This is a genomic window from Mycobacterium sp. NGS11 (assembly GCF_059813315.1).
In genome coordinates this window covers 42121-58645 of record NZ_JCALEJ010000009.1, presented here as the reverse complement: position 1 = coordinate 58645, position 16525 = coordinate 42121, and the positions used below count along the sequence as shown (strand labels likewise).

Sequence of the window (16525 nt, the reverse complement as noted above, 5' to 3'; positions counted from 1 at the left end):
ACGACGCTAAGTAGCGCCGACGCCGGCGGCAAGTCACCTGTGCACAACCGGATACCGGGTCGTACCGGCCTGGCTATGTTTCTTCGCAATCCGACGGAAGGGTTCGCTGTTGCCTGCATCCGATACCGGACTGCGGCGCGTCTCGGTGTATTGGGACGCTGCGGTCGCCGATGTCACGCTGCCCGCGAAAATCTCTATCGCCGTGCTGATTCCCTCGGTCGTCGACATCCTCGGGGCTGCCCATCACGGCAACGAGGCCTGGCGCTACCGCTTGTCGCTGCCCGGCGCATCCGGGTTGGATCCGTCGATGACGCTGGCGCAGCACGGCATCGAGGACGGCGCAACCCTGGTGCTGAGCCGGAGCACCGCGCCGTTGCCCGACGTCCGCTACCTCGACGTGGCGGAGGTCGTGTCGGCCACCCTCGACGCGGGGACCGAGCCGCGCGGCGGCGCTTCACACGCGCGCGCTGTCCGACTCGTCGGGGCGGCGGCTGCGATCGTCTGGTCCGCCGCAGGTGGCCTGACGATTGTGCGTAACGCGTTGCGCCTCAACGATAACCGAGATGTGGCCACGACGGTCGCCGCGTTGGTGGCGGCCGGCGGCCTCGCCGTCGTGCTGGCCGCCGTCGCGCACCGCGGCTATCAGGACCCGACCGCCGGATTGACGTTGGGCCTTGTCGCTACGGTGTTCGCCGCGGCCGCCGGCTTTGTGGCGGTGCCCGGCGCGCCAGGCATGCCCAATGCGCTGCTGGCCGCGGCGGCCGCCGGTGTCACCGCGGTTGTCGCGATGCGCGTATCGGGCTGCGGTGTGGTCACTTCGACCGCCGTGGCGACCTGTGCCGTGGTCATGGCGATGGCGGGGCTGGTGGGCGTGGTCAGCGCGGCGCCACTGCGCATCGTCGCTTCTGCGGCTGCGCTGGTGTCCGTCGGCCTGCTCTCCGTGGCGGCGCGCGCATCGATCGCTGTGGCCGGGTTGTCGCCCCGGCTGGGGGTACCGGAGAGTCAACCGAGCGACGCGACGCTGCGTTCTCAAGCGGTCCGCGCCGACATGTGGTTGACAAGCCTGCTTGCCGGCTTGTCGTTATCGGCGACCCTGGGCGCGGTGGTTACCGTGCTTGCCGGCGCGCCAAATTTGGCCTGCACCGCCTTCGGCACCCTCACCGGTGCGCTACTGCTGCTGCGCTCGCGGTCCACCGACACGGGAAAGATGCTGGTGTTCGCGATCTGCGGGATCATCGTTACCGCAACAACCTTCGGCGTTGCGGCATCGCGCGCCCCGGTGCCCGCTCCATGGATCGTGACGGCGACGATACTGGCGGTCGCGATGGCGGTGTACTTGGGCTTCGCGGCACGGCCGGCCTCGGCCGTCCTGCGCCGGAGCCTCGGGCTACTGGAGCTGGTGGCGCTTGTCGCGATGGTTCCGTTGACTTGCTGGATCGGTGGCCTGTACGGCGCCGCCCGGGGATTGAACGTCACGTGATGGGTCCGCGCGCTACCGGCCGCCTGCTGGCGGTGTCGGCGCTGACGCTGGCAGCCACATTGGAAATGCCAATGGCGCAAGCGGTTTCGCCGCCGGACATCGATGAGAGCCGGCTGCCGAAGCCCGCCTTGCCGGCCCCCCCGTGGCCGACCGTGCAACGCGAGATTTGCGCGACGATGACGGTCGAGGCGGGACCGGGCCGCAATCCGCCGACGGGCCTGGGGGACCTGGCGGCGGTCTGGCAATTCGGCCGCGGGGCCGGACAGCGGGTCGCGGTCATCGACACCGGGGTTTCGCGACACCTCCGGCTGCCCGATGTGGTGCCGGGCGGCGACTACGTGTCCACCGGCGACGGCACCCAGGATTGCGACGCGCACGGCACGCTGGTGGCTGGAATCATCGCGGCCGCAGCCGATTCCAAGGCCGACGGCTTCAGCGGGATGGCACCGGAAGCCACATTGATCAGCATCCGTCAGTCCAGCGCGAAATTCGCCCCGACCGGCGACCGGTCCCGCACCGGAGTCGGTGACGTCGACACACTGGCGAAAGCCGTTCGGACGGCGGCCGATCTGGGCGCCTCGGTGATCAACATTTCGTCGGTTGCGTGCGCACCGGTGGCTTCGGCGCTCGACGACCGCGCGCTCGGCGCGGCACTGGCCTACGCCGTGGACGTCAAGAACGCCGTCGTCGTGGCCGCGGCGGGCAATGCCGGCGCGGGGCAATGTCCCGCTCAGCGTGCCGATGCAACCTGGCAGACCATCACGGTGGCCGTGAGTCCGGCGTGGTACGACGACTATGTGCTGACCGTCGGCTCGGTGAATGGCGGCGGGGCGCCGTCGGCGTTCACCCTTGCCGGCCCCTGGGTGGACGTCGCGGCGCCGGGTGAGGCGGTGACGTCACTCGCGCCGGAGCCGGTGTCCGGCACGAGCTATGCCGCCCCGCTGGTCAGCGGACTGGCCGCGCTGATCCGGGCCCGGTTCCCGGCTTTGACCGCCCGCCAGGTGATGCAGCGCATCGAGACGACGGCGCATCATCCACCCGCCGGATGGGATCCCCTCGTCGGCAACGGCACCATCGACCCGCTCGCGGCGGTCAGCACGGGCACGGGCCCTCCCGGCGACGGTCCCGTCCCTTCGAAGGCAGCCGTGCCGCTCACCGCGCCGCCGCGGGCGCAACCGCGCGATTCTCGCGCGCGGGACACCGCGCTGCGCGGGGCCGCGATCTGCGTGGTTGCGCTGACCCTCGCCCTGGCCACCGGGGCGATCAGGGGTCGCCTACGGCGAGCCCGGGACCACATCGCGTGCGATTGATGCGTTCTGTCGGCTCAACTCGGGTCCGGCGGGCAACAGCGTGAGAAGCGGCCACGGTGCCGGGCCCGCTTCGTCGACCCCGAGGGCGTGCGCGGCGTCGTCGTCGTGAATGGCGAACCGGACGCCGGTGTCGGTGATCAGGTAACGCGTACCGGCGTTGTCACCCGCCCGCACGTACGCGCTTGCGCCGGGCGGCACGTATACGGCGTCCAGCGCGGGGCCGGGGCCGTCGGCTTGCGCCAAGGCCACTGGCGCCCGGCCCGACGGGATCGGTAGCCGGCTCTCGGCCAGGAACACGACGTCGCTGTGGCCGGATCCCACCCGCTCCCAGCCGGCGCACAACGCGCCGGCCGGCTCGGTCAGCGTTGGCGCCCGGTCGGGAAAGAGGCCAACCGGCAGCTCGGCGACGACGGGCGCGGCCCGGATCGCGTCGGGCGCGACGGTCACCGGGTGGGTCGTCTCCTGCGGGTTGTCGAACCGCAGGAGGTCGGCGGCCACCTGCCCGATGCGCTGCACCCCGGCGGCTAACACCACGTAGTGGTCGTCGCCGTCGGAGCGTGTGACGCGAAGCACACTGCCGACCGCGAATCCGGGCAATCGCGGCGTCGTGGTACCCCGACCGTGGATGCGTGGCGGCGCGATCGGCGGCGCTTCCGGCACCGCATTCAGCAATGCCTGCGAAACGAGGAGCGGCGATCTGCCCTCGAGGCGCAGCGCGCGCACCACTGCAGCGTCGCCGAGGTCCACCAGCGCCCGGTGCCCGTCGTAGAGCAGGTAGGCAGGTGAGCCGGAAGCCGTACCCACCAGGATCGCTTGCCCGGTGAGAACGCGGTGCACCGCTGGTGCCTCGGAGCGGCGGCCGATGATGACGGTCGTGGTGCTAGTGCCGCTGCTAGCGCATATCAACCAATCCACCTCCCCGGGCGGCAACGACCTGCCGAGAAACTGCGGTGCGCCCGGAATGCCCAGCAGCGGGCCGCGTTTGGTGGCGTTGAGGTCGGACTCGGTGACCGCCTGCGGGTTGGCGGCCGTCGCGGCGATGAGCCGGGCGGACGCCAGGTTGAGCACCGGATGCCAGACGTCGCCCACTCGTACGAATAAAGCGCCCGACGCCGGGCTCACCACGATCTGCGCGCGATCCAGCGCCACATGAGGCCGCAGCACGGCCAGCAGCGCGCAGCCGGCTACGGCAACAGCGGTGATCACGCACCCAAACGCCACCGGCCGCGGGCGCGAGCGAAACCCGGCATGCTGCCCCAGCAGCGCGCTTTCGGTGCGCCGCAGCAAATACCGGTACGCGCTGACCTGCAGCCACATGGCCGGCTGACGCGGCACGTGATCTCCTGACTCGATGGTTGCGCTGACCGCCACGGTAGGCCGCCGCTTCGGGGTGCCAGAGCGGTTATCCACAGGTCATTCGGGTTCGGGCGCATCACGAGTCGGATAAAATTGCCCGGTGCAAACTCACCGTGTACGTACCCGTCGGGCGGTTACCGCGCGGTCAGCGGGCCCTCTGATCGGCCTGGGCGTTTCTGCCCTGGTTATCGCTGCCGGCCTGGTCGCGACGCCCGCCGCAGCGCCGAAAGCCTCCGCCGACGACTGCCCGGACGTCGAGGTGATCTTCGCCCGCGGCACCAACGAGCCCCCTGGCCTGGGCCGGGTGGGCGACGCGTTTGTGGACTCGCTGCGCCAGCAGACCGGCCTGAACATCCTGCCCTACGGCGTCAACTACGCGGCCAGCAAGCTGCAGCTGCACGGCGGCGACGGCGCCAACGACACGATCGACCGCGTCAAGAAGAGCGTGGAGAAGTGCCCCAACACCAAGATCGTGCTGGGCGGTTACTCGCAGGGCGCCTCGGTGATGGACATCGTGGCCGGCGTCCCGATCGGTGGCATCAGCTGGGGCAGCACGCTGCCTGCGCAGTACGCCAACAACATCGCGGCGGTCGCTACCTTCGGTGACGTGGCCGACCGCGCCGGCGGCACGCTGCCCAGCCAGAGCGCGATGCTGGGCTCCAAGGCCATCGACCTGTGCAACCCCAACGACCCGATCTGCCATGCCGGCCCCGGCAACGAGTGGAGTGGGCACACCGAGGGCTACGTCCCCGTCTACACCACCCAGGCCGCGGCCTTCGTCGCGCAGAAACTGGCCGGCGCCGGTCTCGGCCAGCAGTCGCCCGCCTTCGGGCCACCGCTAGGAACCGGCCCGCAGACCTCCCCCGGCTACGGTCCACAGCAGCCCGGGTCGGGCCCGTCGATCCATGGCGGTACCGGCCCCGGTCCGGCGCCCACGCCGGCGGTGCCCGCGCCGGCTACGGCTTCACCGCAAGCACCTCTCGTCTAAATCGTTACCGTCGGGTTATCAACGCCCCCTTAACATCGCTGTGTGAGGCTTATCCCGTTCGGGCTGGGCATCGGAGTTGGCGTGACGGGAGCGTTATTGATTGCTCCCCAACTGATTCCGCATGCGTCGGCGTCGTGCCCCGGCGTTGAAGTGGTGTTCGCCCGGGGCACCGACGAGCCACCGGGCGTCGGCAAGGTGGGCGGTGCCTTCGTCAGCGCGTTGCGCGAGCAGACCCGCAAAAGCGTTGGCGCATATGCGGTGAACTACCCGGCCAGCAAGGACTTCCTGGCCGCCACCAACGGCGCCAACGACGCCAGCACCCACGTTCAGCAGATGGCCGTCAACTGTCCCAACACCAAACTGGTGCTGGGCGGCTACTCCCAGGGCGCCGCCGTCGTCGACATCGTCACGGCCGCACCGATATCCGCCCTCGGCTACCGCCAGCCGTTGCCGCCCCAGGCCGCCGACCATGTCGCAGCCGTCGCCCTGTTCGGCAATCCGTCCGGCCGCGCGGGTCAGCTGATGAGCGCTCTGTCCCCGAATTTCGAGGGCAAGACCATCGACCTGTGCAATCCGGGCGACCCGATCTGCTCGGGGGGCACGCAATGGAGTTCGCACCTGAGCTACGTGCCCGGATTGACCAACAGGGCCGCGAATTTCGTGGCGGGCAGGGTCTGATTTTGAGTCAGCGCTGGTACGGCGCGGCGGGTGCCGCGTCCATCGCCGGGGCATCGCTGCTCACCCTGGCGGTCACCACCCTCCCCCTACCGGCCGCATCGGCGGAATGCCCAGGCGCCGAAGTGGTTTTCGCCCGCGGCCGCGAGGAGCCACCCGGCGTCGGTTATGTCGGCGCCGCATTCGTCAATTCTTTGCGCGCCAAGGTGCGTATGCCGGTGGGGGCCTACGGCGTCAACTATCCCGCCGATGTCAGCCCGGCCAAGGGCGCGAACGACATGAGCGCGCACGTCCAGCAGATGGCGAGAACCTGCCCGGGTACCCGCGAGGTGCTCGGCGGCTATTCGCTGGGTGCCGTTTCCGCCGATCTGGTTGTCGCCGTGACGCAACCGGCATTCGGATTCACCAACCCGCTGCCGCCGGCATTCGATCAGCAGGTGGCGGCCGTCGCCTTGTTCGGTAACGGCACCCGCAAAGTGCTTGGCCCGGTCCCGGACTTCGACCGCGCCTTCGCCGCCAAGACCATCGATGTGTGCGCGAAGGGGGACCCGATCTGTTCGGCGGCCGGCCTGAATTGGCCTTCGCATCTGCAGCCCTCGTATATCGACTCCGGGCTGGTCGATCAGGCCGCCGACTTCGTCGCTGCCAGGCTGTGACCGCTCAGTCCCGCGAGCGCACATCCCGGGTGATCAAGTTGCGCGCGGCGAGTTGGTCATCCGGCGGGTAGTCGACACCGACCAGCGACAAGCCGTGGGCGGGCGCGGCGGCAAAATCGCTGGATCGTGCCGTGGCGGTGAGCAATTCGCGGCAGTAAGAGACCGGGCGGCGATGTTCGCCGACGGCCAGCAGCGCGCCGACCAGTGAGCGCACCATCGACCAGCAGAACGCGTCGGCGCTGACGGACGCGGTGATCAGGTCACCGTCGCGAGCCCAGTCCAGTCGCTGCAGGTCGCGAATGGTGGTGGCGTTCTCGCGATGACGACAGAACGCGGCGAAATCGTGCAACCCCAACAGATCTCGTGATGCGGCGGCCATCGCCTCGACATCCAGTTGACGCGGCCAGGCGGTGACATAGCGGGCCTGCAGCGGCTGCACACCCCAGGGCGCCGTCGAGATGCGATACACATAGTGACGGCGTAGCGCAGAGAACCGGGCGTCGAAGCCCGCAGGCGCGCGGGTGATATCGACGACCCGGACATCGGTGGGCAGAAACCGGCCCAGCCGCCGCAGCAGCGGCAGGAACTCGGGTTCACCGACGTGCGGTGCGCGCGGGTAGGCGTTCGGCAGCGCGTCCAGCGGCACGTCGACGTGAGCCACCTGGCCGGTGGCGTGCACTCCGGCGTCGGTGCGTCCCGCCGCGCGCAGCCGCACCGGCGTGCGAAGGACGGTCGTCAGCGCTTCGTCGAGCACTCCCGCCACGGTCCGTTGGCCGGCTTGAGTGGCCCAGCCCGCGAAACCTGTTCCGTCGTAGGCGATGTCGAGCCGCAGACGGACGTGATCGTTAACTCTCGTCAGCCTCGTCGTTCGCCTCGGCGGCTTCGGCTTCGGCTCGCGCGGCCACGGCCTCGTCATGCTTCTCTTCAGCGGCGGCCTCGGCCGGCGTGGCCTCGGTTTCCGCCGCCTCGGTCTCGGCCGGCTCGGTGACTTCCTCGGCCGTCGGGCCGACGGCTTCCTGCGGCTCGACGGCCGCCTGAGGTGCCGCCGCTGCCGCGACAGGAGCATCGGCCTTCTTCGACGCCTTCACCCGACGAGCCCGATCGGCCTCGGAGGTGACCGTCTTCTCCCGCACCAGCTCGATCACGGCCATGGGCGCGTTGTCGCCCTTGCGCGGCTCGACCTTGATGATGCGGGTGTAGCCGCCGTTGCGGTCGGCGAAGAAGGGACCGATCTCCTCGAACAGGACGTGCACCACGTCCTTGTCGCGGATCTTCTTCAGCACCTCTCGACGGTTGTGCAGCGCACCCTTTTTCGCGTGCGTGATCAGCTTCTCCGCATACGGCCGCAACGCGCGCGCCTTGGGCTCGGTCGTCTTGATTCGGCCGTGCTCGAACAGCGAGGTGGCCAAGTTGGCCAGCAGGGCCTTCTGGTGCGAAGACGACCCGCCGAGGCGAGGTCCCTTGGTGGGCTTGGGCATTGCGACTATCTCCTCATTGGGGGCCGGCCCCCGTATCAGGTAGGGCCGGGACGGATTGATTACAGCTGTTCGGTTTCCGCGTAGTCCTGGTCGTCGTAGGACGCCTCGCTGGACCAGGTGCCCGTTGCGACGTCGTAACCCGCGACCTGCGAGGGGTCGAAGCTCGGCGGGCTGTCCTTGAGCGACAGGCCCAGCTGGTGCAGCTTGACCTTCACCTCGTCGATGGATTTCTGACCGAAGTTGCGGATGTCGAGCAGGTCGGACTCGGTGCGGCTCACCAGTTCACCGACGGTGTGCACGCCCTCGCGCTTGAGGCAGTTGTAGGACCGCACCGTCAGGTCCAGGTCGTCGATCGGCAGGGCGAACGACGCGATGTGGTCGGCCTCGGCCGGCGACGGCCCGATCTCGATGCCCTCGGCCTCGACGTTGAGTTCGCGTGCCAGACCGAACAATTCGACCAGCGTCTTGCCGGCCGACGCCAGCGCGTCACGTGGGTTGATCGAGCTCTTGGTCTCGACGTCCAGGATCAGCTTGTCGAAGTCGGTGCGCTGCTCGACACGGGTGGCGTCCACCTTGTAGGTGACCTTGAGCACCGGCGAGTAGATGGAATCGACTGGGATACGGCCGATTTCGGCACCGGAGGCGCGGTTCTGCACGGCGGGCACGTAGCCACGGCCGCGCTCGACGACCAGCTCGACCTCGAGCTTGCCCTTGTCGTTCAGCGTCGCGATGTGCAGGTCGGGATTGTGCACGGTGACACCGGCCGGCGGCACGATGTCACCCGCGGTGACCTCGCCCGGGCCCTGCTTGCGCAGGTACATGGTGACCGGCTCGTCCTCCTCGGACGACACCACCAGGCTCTTGAGGTTCAAGATGATCGCGGTGACGTCTTCCTTGACGCCCGGCACGGTGGTGAACTCGTGCAGCACGCCGTCGATGCGGATGCTGGTGACGGCCGCACCCGGAATCGAGGACAGCAGCGTCCGGCGCAACGAATTGCCCAGGGTGTAGCCGAATCCCGGCTCCAGCGGCTCGATGACGAACTGGGAGCGGCTGTCGGTGAGAACTTCCTCCGACAATGTGGGTCGCTGAGAGATCAGCATGGTGTTTCTTCTTCTCCTTCTCGGCACCCGCTATTTGATGCCGCGGTGTTGTCTCGCGGTGACCCGCTGCGCCCGGCTTCGCCGCGCTTGCGATCCCCGCAAGTTCCCGAGCCGGACGGCCCGGAAGTCCGTTACTTCGAGTAGAACTCGACGATGAGCTGCTCGGTGAGCGGCACGTCGATCTGCGCCCGCTCGGGCAGCTGGTGGACGAGGATGCGCTGACGCTCCCCCACCACCTGCAGCCAGCTCGGGATCGGCCGGTCGCCCGCAGTCTCCCGCGCGATCTGGAACGGCACGGTGTTCAGCGAGCTGTCCCGCACATCGATGATGTCGTGCTGGGACACCCGGTAGCTCGGCACGTTGACGTGCACGCCGTTGACGCTGAAGTGTCCGTGGCTGACCAGCTGACGCGCCATCCGCCGGGTCCGCGCCAGACCGGCGCGGTACACGACGTTGTCCAGCCGGCTCTCCAGGATGCGCAGCAGCTCCTCGCCGGTCTTGCCGGATTGCCGCACGGCCTCTTCGTAGTAGCGACGGAACTGCTTCTCCATCACGCCGTAGGTGAAGCGGGCCTTCTGCTTCTCCTGCAGCTGCAGCAGGTATTCGCTTTCCTTGATCCGCGCGCGGCCGTGCTGGCCCGGCGGGTAGGGACGCTTCTCGAAGGCCTGGTCGCCACCGACGAGGTCGGTGCGCAGCCGGCGCGACTTGCGAGTGATGGGTCCGGTGTAACGAGCCATGGTTGTCTCCTAGACCCTTCTGCGCTTCGGCGGTCGGCAGCCGTTGTGCGGCTGGGGGGTGACGTCGGCAATCGCACCGACCTCCAGGCCGGCGGCCTGCAGCGACCGAATCGCGGTCTCGCGGCCCGAACCCGGGCCCTTCACGAACACATCGACCTTCTTGACGCCGTGCTCCTGCGCCTTGCGCGCGGCGTTCTCGGCGGCCAGCTGGGCTGCGAACGGGGTCGACTTGCGGGACCCCTTGAAGCCGACGTGACCCGACGAAGCCCATGCGATGACGTTGCCCTGGGGGTCGGTGATCGTGACGATCGTGTTGTTGAAGGTGCTCTTGATGTGGGCGGCACCGTGCGGAATGTTCTTCTTTTCCCGCCTGCGGGTCTTCTGACCCTTCTTGGGCGCCGAGGCGCCCGCCTTCTTTGCTGGTGGCATCGGGGGTTACCTGGCCTTCTTCTTGCCGGCGATGGTGCGCTTGGGGCCCTTGCGGGTACGCGCGTTGGTCTTGGTCCGCTGACCGCGTACCGGCAGGCCGCGGCGGTGCCGCAGGCCCTGGTAGCAGCCGATCTCGATCTTGCGGCGGATGTCGGCCTGCGTCTCGCGGCGGAGGTCACCCTCCACCTTCAGGTTTGCCTCGATGTAGTCACGCAGGTGGGTCAGCTGGTCATCGGTCAGATCCCTGGTGCGCAGGTCCTTGTCGATGCCGGTAGCTGCCAGGATCTCGTTCGACCGCGTGCGGCCGACGCCGAAAATGTAGGTCAGGGCGATCTCCATCCGCTTATCACGCGGAAGATCGACGCCGACTAGTCGAGCCATAGGTGGCGTTTCCTCTTTTTCTAGGCGGAGGTCTGTTCCCAGCCCGTTCCCCTTGATGGGGGCCCGGCCTCCGTCCGGGCGTGGATGAGCTAGCCCATCTCTATAGATGCCAGCCGCTCACTGGTGCTGGGAGGTCTGCATTCAGTTGTGTGGGTACTACCGGGGCGCCGCAGCGCCTACCGGCTAGCCCTGGCGCTGCTTGTGGCGCGGATCGGAGCAGATCACCATGACCCGCCCATGCCGACGGATCACCCTGCACTTGTCACAGATTGGCTTGACGCTCGGGTTCACCTTCACGGCTGTTCGATCCTGTTCTGTTTCGTTCGAGTTGTTGGAGATCAGGCGCTTTTACTTGTACCGGTACACGATGCGGCCGCGGGACAGGTCGTAGGGAGACAACTCCACCACCACCCGGTCCTCGGGCAGGATGCGGATGTAGTGCTGCCGCATCTTGCCGCTGATGTGGGCAAGCACCTTGTGACCGTTCTCCAGCTCAATGCGGAACATCGCATTGGGCAGGGGCTCGACCACCCGGCCTTCCACCTCGATGGCGCCGTCCTTCTTGGCCATAACTAGTTAAGAATCCTCGTCGTATAGTTTCGTTCTCGTCTGCGCCCGCCTCGACGCAACATTGCACCGACTTGGAACGTGAGCCGGTGACAGGAAATTCCTAGGAACTTGGCACACAAAAAGTCGGCGCGGATGCCGCACCGTTGTTCCACGATACCTGGTGAATCCGCTCCACCAAAATCGCTGTCGGCGGAACGCGGCGGCCGCCCTCGACCTCCCACACGGCCGCTGACGAGCGCATACTTGACGCCGATGACCAACCCCTCAAGCCCGCGCAAGCCCGTCATGCTGACCGTCGACGACGATCCCTCGGTGTCCCGGGCGGTCGCCCGGGACCTGCGCCGCCACTACGGCGAGGCCCATCGGATCGTGCGCGCGGAATCCGGGCCCGACGCCCTGGGCACGCTCAAGGAGCTCAAACTGCGCGGCGAGACGGTCGCGGTGCTCATCGCCGACTACCGGATGCCGCAGATGAGCGGCATCGAGTTCCTCGAGCAGGCGATGGACCTGTATCCCGCGGCGCGCCGGGTGCTGCTGACCGCCTACGCCGATACGCACGCCGCCATCGACGCGATCAACGTCGTCGACCTGGACCACTACCTGCTCAAGCCGTGGGATCCGCCGGAGGAGAAGTTCTACCCCGTCATCGACGGGCTATTGGACGCCTGGCGGGCCGCGCCCGAGCACCCCGTCCCACACACCAAGGTGGTCGGCCACCGCTGGTCGGCGCGTTCATGGGAGGTCCGCGACTTCTTGGCCCGCAACGGCCTGTACTACACGTGGTTCATGGCCGACGAGCCCGCCGGCGAGCGGCTGCTCAACGCCGCCGGCGCCGACAGCCTGCGGCTACCCGTCGTCATCACCGAACGCGGCCACCCGCTCGTCGAACCCACCGACGCCGAGCTGGCCGACAAGCTCGGCCTGACCACCACGCCGTCGCAGGAGTTCTACGACCTGATCGTCGTCGGCGGGGGCCCCGCGGGCCTGGCCGCCGCCGTATACGGCGCCTCCGAGGGCCTGCGCACGGTGCTCATCGAGCACACCGCCACCGGCGGTCAGGCGGGCCAGAGCTCGCGCATCGAGAACTATCTGGGCTTCCCGGACGGGGTTTCGGGAGGTCAGCTGGCCGACCGCGCCCGCCGGCAGGCGGAGAAGTTCGGCGCCGAGCTGATCACCGCCCGCAAGGCCGTCGCCCTGGAGGTGAACGGATCCAAGCGCACCGTGCGGTTCGCCGACGGCGGCTCCATCGACGCGCACGCGGTCATCCTCGCCACCGGGGTCGCCTACCGCCAGCTGCAGGCCGAGGGCTGCTCGGAACTGACCGGCTGCGGCATCTACTACGGGGCGGCCGTCTCCGTCGCGTCGGACTGCGAGGACGAAGACGTCTACGTGATCGGCGGGGCCAACTCGGCCGGCCAGGCCGCCATGTACCTGTCCCGGACGGCCAAGTCGGTCAACATCGTCGTGCGCGCCCCGTCGCTGGAGGCGTCGATGTCCTACTACCTGATCCAGCAGATCGAGGCGAACCCGAAGATCAACGTCCTGACCTGTACCGAGGTGCGGCGCGCGACCGGCGAGGGCCACCTGGAGAAGCTGACCCTGGTCAACAACCGGACCGAAGAGACCCAAGAAGTCGCCTGCGCCCGGATGTTCATCTTCATCGGGGCCGCCCCGCGCACCGACTGGCTGGACGGGGTGGTGGCCCGCGACGACCACGGCTTCATCCTGACCGGTCCGGACCTGCGCAACGTGTGCGGCTGGACGCTGGATCGCCCGCCGCATCACCTGGAAACCAGCGTCCCGGGGGTGTTCGCCACCGGCGACGTCCGCTCGACGTCGGCCAAACGGGTCGCGGCCGCCGTCGGTGAGGGATCGATGGCCGTCATGCTGGTCCACCGCTACCTGGCCGAGAGCTAGGAGGGGCATGACCGCCACCGAATCGAGGCCGATGCCGTGTGAGCCCGACGAGCTGCGCAGTCTCTTCTTGTTCGAGGCGCTGACCGACGAGCAGCTCGCGGTGCTGTGCGCCAACGGGCACATCCAGCGCTACGAACCGGGTCCGATCTGCGTGGAAGGCGAACCGGCGACCTGCTTCTACGTCCTCATCGACGGGGAGCTGACCATGAGCAAGCTGTCCGGCGGCCAGGACATCGAAACCAACCGCACCTCGCAGCGCGGCGTGTACTGCGGGGCCTGGCGGGCGTTCACCGGCGGCAACCAGAAGAGCTACGACGCCTCGGTGCACGTGACCAAGCCGTCGCGCTTCTTCGTGATGGATGCGCCGGTCTTCGCCCGGTTCATGAAGGACCAGTTCCCGATGGCGGTGCATCTGCTCGACGGCATCGCCGTCGGCACCGACCGGACCCGCCGGATCATCGGCAATCGGGAGAAGCTGCTGGCCCTGGGCCGGCTGTCGGCCGGGCTGACGCATCAGCTGAACAACCCCGCGGCCGCGATCTCACGGTCCGCGGCGGATCTGCGCGAGCGCGTGGCCAACATGCGGCACAAGCTGGCGATGCTCGCCGACGGCACCATCAGCGCCGAGGCATTGAGCGCGCTTGTGCGGTTGCAGGAGAGAGTCGCCGAGCAGGTCGCCAAGTCGGCGTCACAGCACCTGAGCGCGCTCGAGACCTCCGATCGCGAGGACGCCGTCGGCGACTGGCTGGAAGGCCACGGCATCGACGACGGGTGGGACATCGCGCCGACGTTCGTCGAGGGCGGCATCGACACCGATTGGCTGGAGCGCATTTCCGCGGTCAGCGAGGAGCTCGGGTCGACGTCGCTGGAGCAGGCGATCCGATGGATCAACTACACCATCGAGAGCGAGCTGCTGATGAACCAAATCATGGAAGCGAGCAAACGGATCTCGGCACTGGTCGCCGACGCCAAACAGTATTCGCAAATGGATCGGGCCCCGTTCCAGGTGACCAACGTGCACGACCTGCTGCGCAGCACGCTGGTGATGTTCGCCGACCGGTTGACCAAGGAGGTGGGCAAAGGCGCCGGCAAGGACCACGCCGTCACGGTGGTCAAGGACTTCGACCAGACGTTGCCCGAAATCCCTTGCTATCCAGGCGATCTCAACCAGGTGTGGACCAACATCATCGACAATGCGATCGCGGCGATGCGCGATACCGGCGGCACCCTGACCATCCGCACCTGCCGGGAAGGCGACAACCTGGCCCGCATCGAGATCTGCGACACCGGGCCCGGGATACCCGAGGACGTGCGCGAGCACATCTTCGAACCGTTCTTCACCACCAAACCCTTCGGCGAGGGCACCGGCCTGGGCCTGGACTTGGCGTTCAACATCGTCGTGAAGAAGCATCGCGGGGACCTGCGGGTGGAGTCGGCGCCCGGCGACACCCGGTTCATCGTGCTGCTGCCGCTGGAGCCCCCCGCCGTGGACGCCGCCGCAGCGGACCTCGCCGCCGACGAGGATGTCGCCGTTCCGGAATAGGTCTCACGGGGTGCGGGTTACGAACACCATGACCGATGCAGCGAGCAAACCCAATCTTGGCCGGTTCGGATCGTTCGGACGCGGCGTCACCCCCGAGCAGGCCAGGGACATCGAAGCGCTGGGCTACGGCGCCGTCTGGGTCGGCGGTTCCCCGCCCGCCGAGTTGGCGTGGGTCGAGCCCCTCCTGGAGGCGACGACGACGTTGCAGGTGGGCACCGGCATCGTGAACATCTGGACCGCGGCGGCCAAGCCGGTCGCCGAATCCTTCCACCGCATCGACAAGGCCTACCCGGGCCGGTTCCTGCTGGGCATCGGCGTCGGCCATCCCGAGGCTCACACCGAATACCGCAAGCCCTACGACGCGCTCACCGACTACCTGAAGCAGCTCGACGACTACGGCGTGCCCGCCAACCGCCGGGTGGTGGCGGCGCTGGGCCCGCGCGTGCTCAAGCTCTCCGCGGAACGCTCGGCCGGGGCGCACCCCTACCTGACCACCCCGGAACACACCGCGCAGGCACGCGAGCTCATCGGACCGTCCGCTTTCCTGGCCCCGGAGCACAAGGCCATCCTGACCACCGACCCGGAGAAGGCCCGGGCCGTGGGCCGCAAGGCCCTCGACATCTACTTCAATCTCGCCAACTACCGAAACAATTGGAAGCGGCTGGGTTTCACCGAGGACGAAGTGAACCGCCCCGGTAGCGACCGCCTGGTGGACGCGGTGGTGGCATATGGCACCGCGGACCAGATCGCGGCGCGGCTCAAAGAACACCTGGACGCCGGCGCCGACCACGTCCCGGTGCAGGTCCTGACGAAGGATGAAAACCTGGTCTCGGCGCTGGCCGAACTGGCGGGGCCCCTGGGGCTGACTCGTGCAACGTGACCGATCGGCTCGGTTAGGGTTTGGGCATGCGGTTACTGGTCACCGGCGGCGCTGGATTCATCGGCGCGAACTTCGTGCACAGCACGGTCCGCGAACACCCCGAGGACTCCGTGACGGTGCTCGACGCCATGACCTACGCCGGTCGGCGTGAGTCACTGGCCGACGTCGAAGACGCCATAGAGCTGGTGGTCGGTGACATCACCGACGCCGAGCTGGTGTCGGGGCTGGTCGCCGAATCGGACGCGGTGGTGCATTTCGCCGCGGAGAGCCACGTCGACAACGCATTGGACAGTCCCGAGCCTTTCTTGCACACGAACGTCGTCGGCACCTTCACCATCCTCGAGGCGGTGCGCCGTTACGGCGTGCGGCTGCACCACATCTCGACCGACGAGGTCTACGGTGACCTGGAGCTCGACGACCCGCAGCGGTTCACCGAGGCGACGCCCTACAACCCGTCCAGCCCGTATTCGGCGACCAAGGCCGCCGCCGACATGCTGGTGCGCGCCTGGGTCCGCTCCTATGGGGTGCGCGCGACGATTTCGAACTGCTCCAACAATTACGGGCCGTACCAGCATGTGGAGAAGTTCATCCCGCGCCAGATCACCAACGTGCTCACCGGGCGCCGGGCCAAGCTCTACGGCGCCGGCGCCAACGTGCGCGACTGGATCCACGTCGACGACCACAACAGTGCGGTCCGGCGCATCTTGGAATCCGGCGAAATCGGGCGCACCTACCTGATCAGCTCCGAAGGAGAGCGCGACAACCTGACCGTGCTGCGCACGCTGCTGCAGATGATGGGCCGCGAGCCCGACAACTTCGACCGGGTCACCGACCGCGTCGGTCACGATCTGCGCTACGCCATCGACCCCTCGTCGCTGTGTGACGAATTGTGTTGGGCGCCAAAGCATACCGATTTTGAGGACGGCCTGCGTGCCACCATCGACTGGTATCGCGCGAACGAATCGTGGTGGCGTCCGTTGAAAGACGCCTCGGAAGCCCGCTACGAAGAGCGTGGGCAGTAG

General features: G+C 68.1%; 18 protein-coding genes. 9 read left to right on the top strand and 9 right to left on the bottom strand.

All coding sequences use genetic code 11. The annotated features are described in order from the left end of the window. Positions 1-109 precede the first annotated feature (109 nt). Positions 110-1480 (top strand): type VII secretion integral membrane protein EccD, encoded by a 1371-nt coding sequence (gene eccD, locus AC5Y4T_RS13285; RefSeq protein WP_499920622.1) that lies wholly within the window; start codon positions 110-112, stop codon positions 1478-1480. Then, the gene (mycP, locus tag AC5Y4T_RS13280; RefSeq protein WP_499920623.1) at positions 1480-2790 is read left to right on the top strand and encodes a type VII secretion-associated serine protease mycosin; all 1311 of its coding nucleotides are present in this window, start codon (positions 1480-1482) and stop codon (positions 2788-2790) included. The genes eccD and mycP overlap by 1 nt, the downstream gene beginning before the upstream one ends. Here the strand turns inward: mycP and eccB are convergent. After that, positions 2755-4125: a type VII secretion protein EccB gene (gene eccB, locus AC5Y4T_RS13275; protein ID WP_499920625.1), complete on the bottom strand. Its 1371-nt coding sequence runs from the start codon at positions 4123-4125 to the stop codon at positions 2755-2757. The two genes, mycP and eccB, sit on opposite strands and share 36 nt — an antisense overlap. A 181-nt stretch (positions 4126-4306) precedes the next feature. On the opposite strand from eccB, the gene AC5Y4T_RS13270 reads away from it, so the two are divergent. The 3 genes from AC5Y4T_RS13270 to AC5Y4T_RS13260 are packed head-to-tail and all read left to right on the top strand — an operon-like array spanning position 4307 to position 6465. Continuing rightward, positions 4307-5134 (top strand): cutinase family protein, encoded by an 828-nt coding sequence (locus AC5Y4T_RS13270; protein WP_499920776.1) that lies wholly within the window; start codon positions 4307-4309, stop codon positions 5132-5134. 42 nt (positions 5135-5176) lie between these two features. Then, the gene (locus tag AC5Y4T_RS13265) at positions 5177-5812 is read left to right on the top strand and encodes a cutinase family protein (RefSeq protein WP_499920627.1); all 636 of its coding nucleotides are present in this window, start codon (positions 5177-5179) and stop codon (positions 5810-5812) included. Between the two features lie 2 nt (positions 5813-5814). Beyond that, positions 5815-6465 (top strand): cutinase family protein, encoded by a 651-nt coding sequence (locus tag AC5Y4T_RS13260; RefSeq protein WP_499920629.1) that lies wholly within the window; start codon positions 5815-5817, stop codon positions 6463-6465. Positions 6466-6469: 4 nt separating this feature from the next. On the opposite strand, the gene truA is transcribed toward AC5Y4T_RS13260, so the two are convergent. From truA to infA, 8 genes are all read right to left on the bottom strand, one after another. Continuing rightward, on the bottom strand, positions 6470-7381 hold the full coding sequence (truA, locus tag AC5Y4T_RS13255; protein WP_499920631.1) for a tRNA pseudouridine(38-40) synthase TruA: 912 nt from the start codon (positions 7379-7381) through the stop codon (positions 6470-6472). Beyond that, positions 7311-7943 carry a 50S ribosomal protein L17 gene (rplQ, locus tag AC5Y4T_RS13250; RefSeq protein ID WP_499920633.1) on the bottom strand — a complete coding sequence of 211 codons (633 nt, stop codon included), beginning with the start codon at positions 7941-7943 and terminating at the stop codon, positions 7311-7313. Before rplQ ends, truA begins: the two co-directional genes overlap by 71 nt. A 59-nt stretch (positions 7944-8002) precedes the next feature. Next, positions 8003-9046 (bottom strand): DNA-directed RNA polymerase subunit alpha, encoded by a 1044-nt coding sequence (locus AC5Y4T_RS13245; protein ID WP_007773471.1) that lies wholly within the window; start codon positions 9044-9046, stop codon positions 8003-8005. 131 nt (positions 9047-9177) lie between these two features. Beyond that, complete coding sequence (gene rpsD, locus AC5Y4T_RS13240; RefSeq protein WP_067833946.1) at positions 9178-9783, bottom strand: 30S ribosomal protein S4; 606 nt, start codon at positions 9781-9783, stop codon at positions 9178-9180. 9 nt (positions 9784-9792) lie between these two features. After that, positions 9793-10212, bottom strand: a complete 420-nt coding sequence (gene rpsK, locus AC5Y4T_RS13235; protein ID WP_067129334.1) for a 30S ribosomal protein S11 — start codon at positions 10210-10212, stop codon at positions 9793-9795. A 6-nt stretch (positions 10213-10218) separates the two neighbouring features. Further along, a complete protein-coding gene (rpsM, locus tag AC5Y4T_RS13230) occupies positions 10219-10593 on the bottom strand; it encodes a 30S ribosomal protein S13 (RefSeq protein ID WP_067129331.1) in 375 nt (124 codons plus the stop codon). A gap of 183 nt (positions 10594-10776) precedes the next feature. Further along, the gene (gene rpmJ / locus AC5Y4T_RS13225) at positions 10777-10890 is read right to left on the bottom strand and encodes a 50S ribosomal protein L36 (RefSeq protein WP_003879483.1); all 114 of its coding nucleotides are present in this window, start codon (positions 10888-10890) and stop codon (positions 10777-10779) included. A gap of 51 nt (positions 10891-10941) precedes the next feature. After that, positions 10942-11163 (bottom strand): translation initiation factor IF-1, encoded by a 222-nt coding sequence (infA, locus tag AC5Y4T_RS13220; protein WP_003418601.1) that lies wholly within the window; start codon positions 11161-11163, stop codon positions 10942-10944. Positions 11164-11415: 252 nt separating this feature from the next. Here infA and AC5Y4T_RS13215 point away from each other — a divergent pair, with 252 nt between their 5' ends. The 4 genes from AC5Y4T_RS13215 to rfbB are packed head-to-tail and all read left to right on the top strand — an operon-like array spanning position 11416 to position 16525. Then, positions 11416-13080, top strand: a complete 1665-nt coding sequence (locus AC5Y4T_RS13215; protein ID WP_499947768.1) for an NAD(P)/FAD-dependent oxidoreductase — start codon at positions 11416-11418, stop codon at positions 13078-13080. Between the two features lie 7 nt (positions 13081-13087). Then, entirely contained in the window at positions 13088-14623 is a 1536-nt protein-coding gene (locus AC5Y4T_RS13210) for an ATP-binding protein (protein ID WP_499953585.1), read from the top strand. 28 nt (positions 14624-14651) lie between these two features. Next, positions 14652-15503, top strand: a complete 852-nt coding sequence (locus AC5Y4T_RS13205) for an LLM class F420-dependent oxidoreductase (protein WP_499947772.1) — start codon at positions 14652-14654, stop codon at positions 15501-15503. A gap of 26 nt (positions 15504-15529) precedes the next feature. After that, complete coding sequence (gene rfbB, locus AC5Y4T_RS13200; protein WP_499953583.1) at positions 15530-16525, top strand: dTDP-glucose 4,6-dehydratase; 996 nt, start codon at positions 15530-15532, stop codon at positions 16523-16525.

Excerpts from the sequence above, each read along its gene's own strand:
- rpsD (WP_067833946.1), bottom strand. The coding sequence starts at position 9,783 with ATGGCTCGTTACACCGGACCCATCACTCGCAAGTCGCGCCGGCTGCGC.
- rfbB (WP_499953583.1), top strand. The coding sequence starts at position 15,530 with ATGCGGTTACTGGTCACCGGCGGCGCTGGATTCATCGGCGCGAACTTC.
- infA (WP_003418601.1), bottom strand. The coding sequence starts at position 11,163 with ATGGCCAAGAAGGACGGCGCCATCGAGGTGGAAGGCCGGGTGGTCGAG.
- rplQ (WP_499920633.1), bottom strand. The coding sequence starts at position 7,943 with ATGCCCAAGCCCACCAAGGGACCTCGCCTCGGCGGGTCGTCTTCGCAC.
- truA (WP_499920631.1), bottom strand. The coding sequence starts at position 7,381 with ATGACGAGGCCGTGGCCGCGCGAGCCGAAGCCGAAGCCGCCGAGGCGA.
- AC5Y4T_RS13210 (WP_499953585.1), top strand. The coding sequence starts at position 13,088 with ATGACCGCCACCGAATCGAGGCCGATGCCGTGTGAGCCCGACGAGCTG.
- AC5Y4T_RS13245 (WP_007773471.1), bottom strand. The coding sequence starts at position 9,046 with ATGCTGATCTCTCAGCGACCCACATTGTCGGAGGAAGTTCTCACCGAC.
- mycP (WP_499920623.1), top strand. The coding sequence starts at position 1,480 with ATGGGTCCGCGCGCTACCGGCCGCCTGCTGGCGGTGTCGGCGCTGACG.
- AC5Y4T_RS13205 (WP_499947772.1), top strand. The coding sequence starts at position 14,652 with ATGACCGATGCAGCGAGCAAACCCAATCTTGGCCGGTTCGGATCGTTC.
- rpsK (WP_067129334.1), bottom strand. The coding sequence starts at position 10,212 with ATGCCACCAGCAAAGAAGGCGGGCGCCTCGGCGCCCAAGAAGGGTCAG.
- rpsM (WP_067129331.1), bottom strand. The coding sequence starts at position 10,593 with ATGGCTCGACTAGTCGGCGTCGATCTTCCGCGTGATAAGCGGATGGAG.
- AC5Y4T_RS13215 (WP_499947768.1), top strand. The coding sequence starts at position 11,416 with ATGACCAACCCCTCAAGCCCGCGCAAGCCCGTCATGCTGACCGTCGAC.